8 protein-coding genes are annotated in these 8,281 nt (G+C 46.7%); 3 read left to right on the top strand and 5 right to left on the bottom strand.

Annotated elements, in window-relative coordinates; genetic code table 11:
- Positions 1 to 261: 261 nt before the first annotated feature.
- The 3 genes from infB to NTX76_00630 all read right to left on the bottom strand — a co-directional run bounded on the left by infB (position 262) and on the right by NTX76_00630 (position 5,200).
- The gene (infB, locus tag NTX76_00640) at positions 262 to 3,069 is read right to left on the bottom strand and encodes a translation initiation factor IF-2 (GenBank protein ID MCX7337777.1); all 2,808 of its coding nucleotides are present in this window, start codon (positions 3,067 to 3,069) and stop codon (positions 262 to 264) included.
- A gap of 56 nt (positions 3,070 to 3,125) precedes the next feature.
- Positions 3,126 to 4,595, bottom strand: coding sequence for a transcription termination factor NusA (gene nusA, locus NTX76_00635; GenBank protein ID MCX7337776.1), 1,470 nt, complete (start codon positions 4,593 to 4,595; stop codon positions 3,126 to 3,128).
- Positions 4,596 to 4,714: 119 nt separating this feature from the next.
- On the bottom strand, positions 4,715 to 5,200 hold the full coding sequence (locus NTX76_00630; GenBank protein ID MCX7337775.1) for a ribosome maturation factor RimP: 486 nt from the start codon (positions 5,198 to 5,200) through the stop codon (positions 4,715 to 4,717).
- Between the two features lie 172 nt (positions 5,201 to 5,372).
- On the opposite strand from NTX76_00630, the gene NTX76_00625 reads away from it, so the two are divergent.
- From NTX76_00625 to NTX76_00615, 3 genes are all read left to right on the top strand, one after another.
- Positions 5,373 to 5,957 (top strand): tRNA threonylcarbamoyladenosine biosynthesis protein TsaB, encoded by a 585-nt coding sequence (locus NTX76_00625; GenBank protein MCX7337774.1) that lies wholly within the window; start codon positions 5,373 to 5,375, stop codon positions 5,955 to 5,957.
- Positions 5,954 to 6,457 carry an N-acetyltransferase gene (locus tag NTX76_00620; GenBank protein ID MCX7337773.1) on the top strand — a complete coding sequence of 168 codons (504 nt, stop codon included), beginning with the start codon at positions 5,954 to 5,956 and terminating at the stop codon, positions 6,455 to 6,457. The genes NTX76_00625 and NTX76_00620 overlap by 4 nt, the downstream gene beginning before the upstream one ends.
- Positions 6,458 to 6,549: 92 nt before the next feature.
- Positions 6,550 to 6,669 (top strand): Flp family type IVb pilin, encoded by a 120-nt coding sequence (locus tag NTX76_00615; protein ID MCX7337772.1) that lies wholly within the window; start codon positions 6,550 to 6,552, stop codon positions 6,667 to 6,669.
- Positions 6,670 to 6,716: 47 nt separating this feature from the next.
- Here the strand turns inward: NTX76_00615 and NTX76_00610 are convergent, their stop codons facing one another.
- Positions 6,717 to 7,199 (bottom strand): cytochrome c maturation protein CcmE, encoded by a 483-nt coding sequence (locus NTX76_00610; protein MCX7337771.1) that lies wholly within the window; start codon positions 7,197 to 7,199, stop codon positions 6,717 to 6,719.
- 121 nt (positions 7,200 to 7,320) lie between these two features.
- Positions 7,321 to 8,022: a heme ABC transporter permease CcmC gene (gene ccmC, locus NTX76_00605; GenBank protein ID MCX7337770.1), complete on the bottom strand. Its 702-nt coding sequence runs from the start codon at positions 8,020 to 8,022 to the stop codon at positions 7,321 to 7,323.
- Between the last annotated feature and the right edge of the window lie 259 nt (positions 8,023 to 8,281).

Raw genomic sequence — 8,281 nt, 5'->3', positions numbered from 1 at the left:
TATGCAGTCTTTTGATTTGCATAATAAGGGCCTCTGAGTTTAGGTGTTTTGATATATTCCTATTCTCGAGGCCTTTTTTTGTTTATACAAGGGGGGGCTCGCTACGGCGCTATTGATGGGCGCGCTCGCCCCCCCTTTTTTACTGTGTGCCGCAGAGTCTCACATGTATGTGAACCCGGACAAGCCTATGTACGCTGTTAAATGTCACGCACTAGCAGAATCATCCCCGCCTGCGCGGGGGGAGATGGTACGGGGTGTGGCTTACAACTGTCGTGCGATGCTTTCGATTTCAAAGCATTCAATCGTATCACCAACGCGGATGTCGCTATAGTTTTCAAAGGCCATTCCACATTCGTATGATTCCTTGACCTCTTTTACTTCATCCTTAAAGCGTTTGAGGGTTTTGAGTTCCCCTTCATGAATAACAACGTTATCACGCAGCAATCGTACTTTGGCGCCGCGTTTGACGGTGCCATCTGTGATGAAGCAGCCGGCAACTTTGCCAACCTTTGTGATGTTGAAAACGGTACGAATTTCTGCCGTTCCCAAAAATATTTCGCGCAAGGTCGGTGCCAACAATCCGCTCATGATGGCTTTGATATCATCAATCACATTATAAATAATGGAATAATAACGAATATCAAGCCCTTCACGTTTTGCAAGCTCCCTTGCTTGTGGGTTTGCCCGAACATTGAATCCGATAATAATGCCTTCTGATGCCTTTGCTAGCGTCACGTCGCTTTCATTGATGCCACCAACTGCGCCGTGAAGAATACGGGCAGAAACCTCGTTTGTGCCAAGTTTGGCCAAGCTTGATGTGATAGCTTCCAATGATCCTTGGACGTCTGTTTTAATGACCAGTGCCAGTTCTTTGGTTTCGCCAGCAGCGATTTTGGACATCATATTTTCCATGGTTCCGCGCGAAGAAAGCGCAGCCAATTGTTCCCGACGGCGATGTCTTCTGTAGTCTGTAATTTCTTTTGCCTTAGTTTCATTTTCAACAACGAAAAATTCATCACCGGCCTCTGGAACGCCACCAAATCCCAATACTTCAATTGGCATGGATGGTGGGGCTGAATCAATTTTCTTTCCATGGTCGTTTACCAGGACTTTGACTTTGCCCGATTCTGTTCCGGCAACAAAAATATCACCAACGTTGAGCGTTCCTCGTTGAATCAAGACTGTGGCAACTGTTCCACGACCCTTGTCAATTTTGGCTTCGATCACAACACCCGATGCCGTTCGTGTTGGATTCGATTTTAAATCTAATATTTCAGACTGAAGCAGGATGGCTTCTTCAAGCTTGTCTAGGTTGGTGCGTTGTTTTGCAGACACTTCGACCGCAATGACGTCGCCACCAAATTCTTCCAACACAATCCCGTGTTGCAATAGTTCTTGTCTGACTCGATCGGGATTCGCGCCCGGCTTGTCGATTTTATTAATTGCGACAACCATTGGAACCTTGGCGGCCTTGGCGTGATTAATCGCTTCTAAGGTTTGTTCCTTGATCCCATCATCGGCTGCAACGACCAACACAACGACATCGGTTGCGTTTGCTCCACGGGCACGCATTTCACTGAACGCAGCGTGACCAGGTGTGTCAATAAAGGTGATCTTGTGTCCAGATTTAATGGTGACCTGATAGGCCCCGATATGTTGCGTAATGCCACCGGCTTCTCCGCTGACCACATCGGTTTCACGCAGGGCATCCAATAGGGATGTTTTTCCATGATCAACGTGACCCATGACGGTCACAACGGGTGGGCGTGATATCATTTCTGCGTGTGTATCTTCGCCACCGCCCAGGCCAATTTCAATATCAGAATCAGAAACGCGTCTGCACTTATGGCCAAATTCACCGCAAATCAGTTCGGCAGTATCGCCATCGATGATTTGGTTGATCGTCACCATCAGGCCCTGTTTCATCAATGTTTTGACGATTTCAGCGCCTCTGACAGCCATACGGTTGGCTAGTTCACCAACCGAGATTGATTCCGGAATGATGACTTCCCTGATGATTTTTACTGTTTCTGCCTGAGCATGGGATTGCTTATGTTTTTGTCGGGCACGTTTAAGGGCTGCAACAGATCGTGTTCGTTCATCCAAATTACCATCAAGAACTTTTGTGATCACATTTCTGTGCAATTTCTTTGGGGCTTCGGTTGTTCTGCGAACAGGGGCAACCACCTTTTTGGCATCTGGACGATGGGTATAGCTTTTTCTTTTTGCGCTCTCTTCCTCTGTGTCATTTCCACCAACAAAAGCTTTTCCAGCGATTGGTTTTACGGGATGCTTTGTATCTTCCTTGGTATAGGAGGAGGGGGCATCGCCCGACGGATGATGTCTTGGTGCTGATGGCTGCGCAACAGCGACTTTTGGCTGTTCCGGCCTTGGCTGTTGTTTCGATGGGCCATATTCAGTTGCCCTTAAAATGATGGGCGCTTGTCTTTCTCTTGGGGCTTCCCTTACTGGGGGTGACCATTTGGGGGCCGCCGCCTTTACTGGTGGTGTGGCGCTTGGCTGCACAACAACAGGAACTAGTTCCGGTATTGTTTCTGCCTGTATATTTTCCACAATAACAGGAAGCTCTGCCTCTGCGTGATGTTCCTCCAGTACGACATCGTGATGATGTTTCTGGATGGCTTCTGCGGCCTCATGTTTCATGGCTTGCTGAACAGCTTTAAGGCGTGCCTCAAATTCTCCGCCAGTCAAACGCCTTGCTTGTGGCGCTGTGGTCTCTGCTGGGGTCTGCGGCGTCACCTGTTGTGGCGGTGCCTGAAAAACCAGCTCCTTTTCAGCTATGTGATGATCCGGCGCTGGTTTATCCAATGCGGGTTTATCTGGCCCAGCCTTGTCAAGCAAGGAGGGGCGCTTTCGCTTAACCTCGACCTCTACAGTTTTGGAACGACCATGAGAGAAACTTTGTCTAACCTGATCTTTTTCGACAACCTTTTTTAGCTCTAGCTTCTTTGATAAAGTGAGCGTTTTATGAGATGCCTTTTGATCATCGCCAGCGGAGCCGGAGTTATTCCCAAGGATTTCAGTGTTTCGTGTTGTTTCTTCTGTCATTCCTAATTTTACTCTGTAATGAAGCCAATTAATTAACCGATCTAATGACCAACGGTCTAACTAAACCAGTGCGCACGTGCCGCCATGATTATCGTATTGGCTTCTTCTAAACTAAATTGATTTTTTCCAATAACGTCCATAAATTCATCCCCAGACAGCTCTGCCAGGTCATCCAATTTTGTGATTCCCGCCTTTACTAATTGCTGAATGACGGATGGATTGAGTCCATCAAGTTGCAAAAGTGTTTCTTCGACACCTTTTTCTTGACAGTCCTTGAGGATGTTTTGGTCTCTTTGCTCTAGGTACTGCTTTGCACGATTTTGCAATTCTTGGGCAATGTCTGTGTCAAAACCCTCGATTCCAGCAAATTCGGCAATATCAACATAGGCAACTTCTTCAACGGTAGAAAATCCTTCCGAAACAAGCAGCTGGGCAATCATTTCATCGACATCAAATGCCTCGATGAATAGCTGGCATCGCTGGGTATTTTCTTCGGTTCGCCGTGTTGTGTCTTCGGATTCGGTAATAATATCAATGCCCCACCCGGTTAAGTGAGAGGCCAACCGCACGTTCTGTCCGCGTCGACCAATCGCCAGGCTGAGCTGCTCTTCCTCGACCACAACATCAATACGGTGTGTATCCTCATCGATAACCACTTTTGAAATTTCTGCCGGAGCCAGCGCATTCACAACAAAGGTTGCTGGATTGTTCGACCACAGAATGATATCAACTTTTTCACCCTGCAGTTCGTTGACAACGGCTTGGACACGACTACCCCGCATCCCAACACAGGCACCAACAGGATCAATGCTTGGATCTGGTGTATAAACCGCCATTTTTGCCCGGCTACCAGGATCGCGCGCAACGGATTTAATTTCGATGATGCCATCGTAAATTTCGGTTACTTCTTGTTCGAAAAGCTTTGCCATGAAATCTGGGTGAGTCCGCGACAAGATAATCATCGCCCCCCTGCTTTCAGGTTTTAGATCTGCAATGATGGCCCGAACCCGATCACCAATCCGAAAGGTTTCCCGGGGAATGATATCTTCTTTTTTTAAGATGCCTTCGGCACGACCCAGGTCAATAATGACATTGCCAAATTCGATACGCTTGATAATTCCACTGATAATTTCACCAAGCCGTTCTTTAAATTCTATGAACTGGCGGGCCCGTTCTGCATCGCGTATCTTTTGTGTAATAATTTGCCGTGCGGTTTGGGCTGCAACCCGACCAAATTCAATGGGGGGGAGCTCCTCTTTCATGTAATTATCAAGCTCAGCCTCTGGATCGAGTTTTTGAGCATCATCCAGGCTTATTTCGGTGGCCGGATTAATAACCTCAGCCACAACTTTTTTAACAAGGTAAAGCGAAACACTGCCGGATGTCCGATCAATCACGGCTTCTATTTCATTTTCTATACCATATTTTGCTTTGGCTGCCTTTTGTATGGCTTGTTCCATGGCTTCCAGAACTTCATCGCATTCAATTCCTTTTTCACGTGCGACAACATCCGCCACCTGCAGCATCTCATGACGCGGCTGCTGAGCAAATACATGTTCTATCGGTTTTATTTTTCTACTAGCCAAAGCTGTTATCCTCTAAACTATGGTTGATCTGTGATCTTTACGTTGTTTTATTAGAATGCCTAAAAAATAATCATCAGGCGCGCCGACCGTATATTGTGATAATCGATATCGACGCTTGGGGTTTCCTTATTATCAAGCGGATCCAATAATACTGTTATACCGGTTTCTGTGGCAGAAGCCAACTTTCCTTGAAAAGTTTTACGATTATCTTTGTAGGCATCGATTGGTTGTTGCGTTTTTACAATAACATTTTCGCCGACGAATCGTTGATAATCTTTCATTTTGACCAATGGCCGCTCTAACCCGGGGGATGATACCTCCAGCGTATAGGATCCACTGATAAAATCACCCACGTCTAGTAAGGCCGACACGAGGCCGCTCACTTCTGCACAATTATCAACGCTAACGATTGTATCGTCCAGATTTTCAATCATGATTTGCAATGTTTTTTGCATGTTTCCGGTTAGTTGAACCCGAACAACCCCATATCCTCTGTGGGACAAGGGCTCCATGATCGTGCTTTCGATACGTTGTATTATTTCCACAAATCCTCTTTCCGCCTCAAAGAAAATACAAAATGACAGCGAATACCAATTGAATTGAACTCACTGAGAATGTATGTATTTATTTAGAAGAATTCAAGAAGTTTATGAAAAAAACCGCTTAATGTCAATTTTATCTTTTTGTGTCAGGCAGGGCGATTGTTACTCTGCACTAATGAATGGGCGGAGAGTTTCCTCAATTCATGAAAAAATCGGCGATCAAACTCAATCGGTTATCTTGCCGAAAATGATTCAACAGCTTTGGAAATCGGCCGGCAGCCCCCTATTGAGCTGTATTATTGTCCCACGGGGGCCTGGGTCCTTTACTGCCCTTCGGGTGACGCTGGCAACCGCACAAGGTTTTGCCCTGGCGTTTCCGGCGGCGACTGTTTTTGCGCCGACGTCGTTTGATCTGTTATTTTATGGGGTGTGTCTAAGGGACGGCCCGGTTTTGGCCCTGATTGAATCCGGGCGGGGCGATTATTTTGGGCAATTATCATCTGATCGGGCTCCGCTTATACTGACCGACGGTGATATCGAAAAAATGGTGACTGCTGATCCATCGCTTCGATTGACGAGCGACGTGCCTTTGGATTTTCCATTTATCTTGCCAGACAGAATTATTACGACCTGCACGAACCTGGCCGTCGATTTGTTATACCTATATAGAGAGTTTGGAGTGACCAATGACCCAGACTACCATGATCTGAAACCCTATTATGGGCGCATGCCGGTTTATGTCCAATCTAAAAAAACATGATTCTGACCCCCCTGGACCCTTGTCACGGCGCGATTTTGGCAGAAATCCATGCGGCCAGTTTTGTTCATTCATTTGATGAGCCTTGGTCTGTTCAGGCATTTGAGGGGTTTTTATCCCAAAAGCTGGGTGGCCAAAAGAGGGGTGGCCAAAAAATGGGTGGATTATGTTTTGGATGGTTGGCGGAAATGCCTCAATCGGACGGATCGATCCCTGTTGGATTTATCTTGGGGCGGGGAATTGTTGCCGATGCCGCCCTTGTGGAATGTGAAATCCTGACATTTGCAGTCCTTCCCGAATTTCAATGCCAGGGGGTTGGTCGACAGCTTTTGGATCAACTGGTTCAATTCGTTCCGGCCCCCTTGTTTTTAGAGGTTGCCACAAGCAACAGCCCAGCGATCGCGCTTTATCAAAAAGCTGGATTTAAAATCGTCGGTATCCGGCCAGACTATTATACGGATCGCTCTGGAAAGCCGGTTGATGCGTATATTATGACAAAATAATGAATATTTTTTCGTCAGGGTGTTGACTTTATGAATTCTGGCCCTATCTGATATCCCGTAATCATTATGTCAAAAATTATAGGGAGGATCCGATGTCAAAAAAGATCACACGGGCAGTGGACAGCGAACAGGGCGTTGCGCCTTTGGAATACGGGCTAGTGGCGACACTTATAGCGATGGTTTGTGTCACAGTGTTGGCGAATTTCGGATGATTTCCTCTGGGAGCATGGGCCGTCATTAGCCCTAGAATCTGCGTATCTTATGGGTGCGGCTTATAGGTCTCGTCATGTTTGGCAAATATCCGCTGGGCAACAAATAGATCATCGCCCAGATCATGGTTTGCCTCAAAATGTCCCTCGGCGACGACGCCTTGCCCTTCGCGAAACAGATCGGGGACAAGCCCCTGATAACAGGCCTGCACAAACGTTATCCCATCTGTTATTGTAAAATAAAGAACTTTACCGCGTCGATTGATGCTATCTGGTGCGACCTTTCCGCCAAGGCGTAGGAATTTTTTATGAATGTGTTTGGGATTTTTTTTGTTTTGAACCCATTCTGATGGCGTTACGAAAAAAACGACGTTTTCCCTTAATGCACCCAGGATCATCAAGGCAACGCCGGACGCAAGCAGAAACACCACCAGGATAAGCCACGCGCGTCGCTGACCCTTTTTATGTACACTCCGGTCCTCGACACTTGATCGTCTGCCCAGATCTTGAAATTCATTGGGTACATTAACCACGTTTGTTCAGTCTTGCTGTTTGAATCGCTGCCGAAACCGCCATGGCAAGCAAGACAAGCCCGGTGATTGCGTATGCGCCTATAATATATGTCCAGTGCATGATTTCTTTCCTTTTTGTTTCCTAATGATTTCTGTCCAGCTGGCAGCGTCTTAGGATATTGGACAAACGCAAACATCCCAAAGCAAGCGCATAAAAACCAAATCCTGCCGCCATAATCAACAGGGGTCGTAACATGCTGTAATGAATGGCTGGTTTTGCAAATCGCATCAGGCTTGCTGGTTGATGCAGTGTATACCACCAATCAACGGACCATTTGATGATTGGGATATTGATCCATCCAATAATGACAAGGATTGATGCAGTGGCAAAATCCTTTTCCTGATTGATGCGACTGGCGATATTGAGATACCCAATATAAAGAAAGAAAAGGATCAGCATTGATGTTAAACGTGCATCCCATACCCACCACGTGCCCCAGGTTGATTTTCCCCATATGGATCCGGTCAGCAAGCTGATCGTCGTAAATCCGGCACCAATGGGCGCGACTGCCTTTGTCATCAGGAAAAATAAGGGAATGCGGGTGACAAGGCCAATGACGGAACTGACCGCCATTAATGTATACACCCCAAGTGCCCACCAGGATGCCGGAACATGCACATACATAATGCGAACCATGTCCCCTTGCTGGTAATCGGCTGGCGAATAAAAAAGCCCCGTCGTTGCGCCAATGCCCAGCAATACAAGGGCCGTGCCCCATGCCCAGGGTATTATGGCTTTGCAAACACAAAGGACAGTCTGTGGCCTTAGAAAATTCAAATTCATTAATATGTCTATCAAAATCTTGATGTGTTTTAAGTTATGCCCGATCTTTGGTGATTTTGAAAGGGGTCCGAAGGGGTGAATGTGATGGGGTGGGGCGGAGATAAAGTTTTTTGTATTTTGTGTAATTTCCCCCTTGACCTTTCCCCTCCCTTAAGCTAAGTTCTAATAACGCTAACGGCAACGAAGAGCCGGCAACGACAAGCTGCACACAGCGAGACAGATCAGAAGAAAAGCTCCCGAGTTAAATCGGAAGACTCTC

It is taken from the genome of Alphaproteobacteria bacterium (genome assembly GCA_026400645.1).
In the GTDB taxonomy this organism is placed as follows: domain Bacteria; phylum Pseudomonadota; class Alphaproteobacteria; order Paracaedibacterales; family CAIULA01; genus JAPLOP01.
The sequence above is the reverse complement of the archived record's forward strand: the minus strand, read 5'-3'. Positions and strand labels throughout refer to the sequence as shown.

Coding starts and splice junctions, on each gene's coding strand:
- nusA (MCX7337776.1), bottom strand. CDS start 4,595: ATGCTGCAGGTGGCGGATGTTGTCGCACGTGAAAAAGGAATTGAATGC.
- NTX76_00615 (MCX7337772.1), top strand. CDS start 6,550: ATGTCAAAAAAGATCACACGGGCAGTGGACAGCGAACAGGGCGTTGCG.
- ccmC (MCX7337770.1), bottom strand. CDS start 8,022: ATGAATTTGAATTTTCTAAGGCCACAGACTGTCCTTTGTGTTTGCAAA.
- infB (MCX7337777.1), bottom strand. CDS start 3,069: ATGACAGAAGAAACAACACGAAACACTGAAATCCTTGGGAATAACTCC.
- NTX76_00620 (MCX7337773.1), top strand. CDS start 5,954: ATGATTCTGACCCCCCTGGACCCTTGTCACGGCGCGATTTTGGCAGAA.
- NTX76_00625 (MCX7337774.1), top strand. CDS start 5,373: ATGAATGGGCGGAGAGTTTCCTCAATTCATGAAAAAATCGGCGATCAA.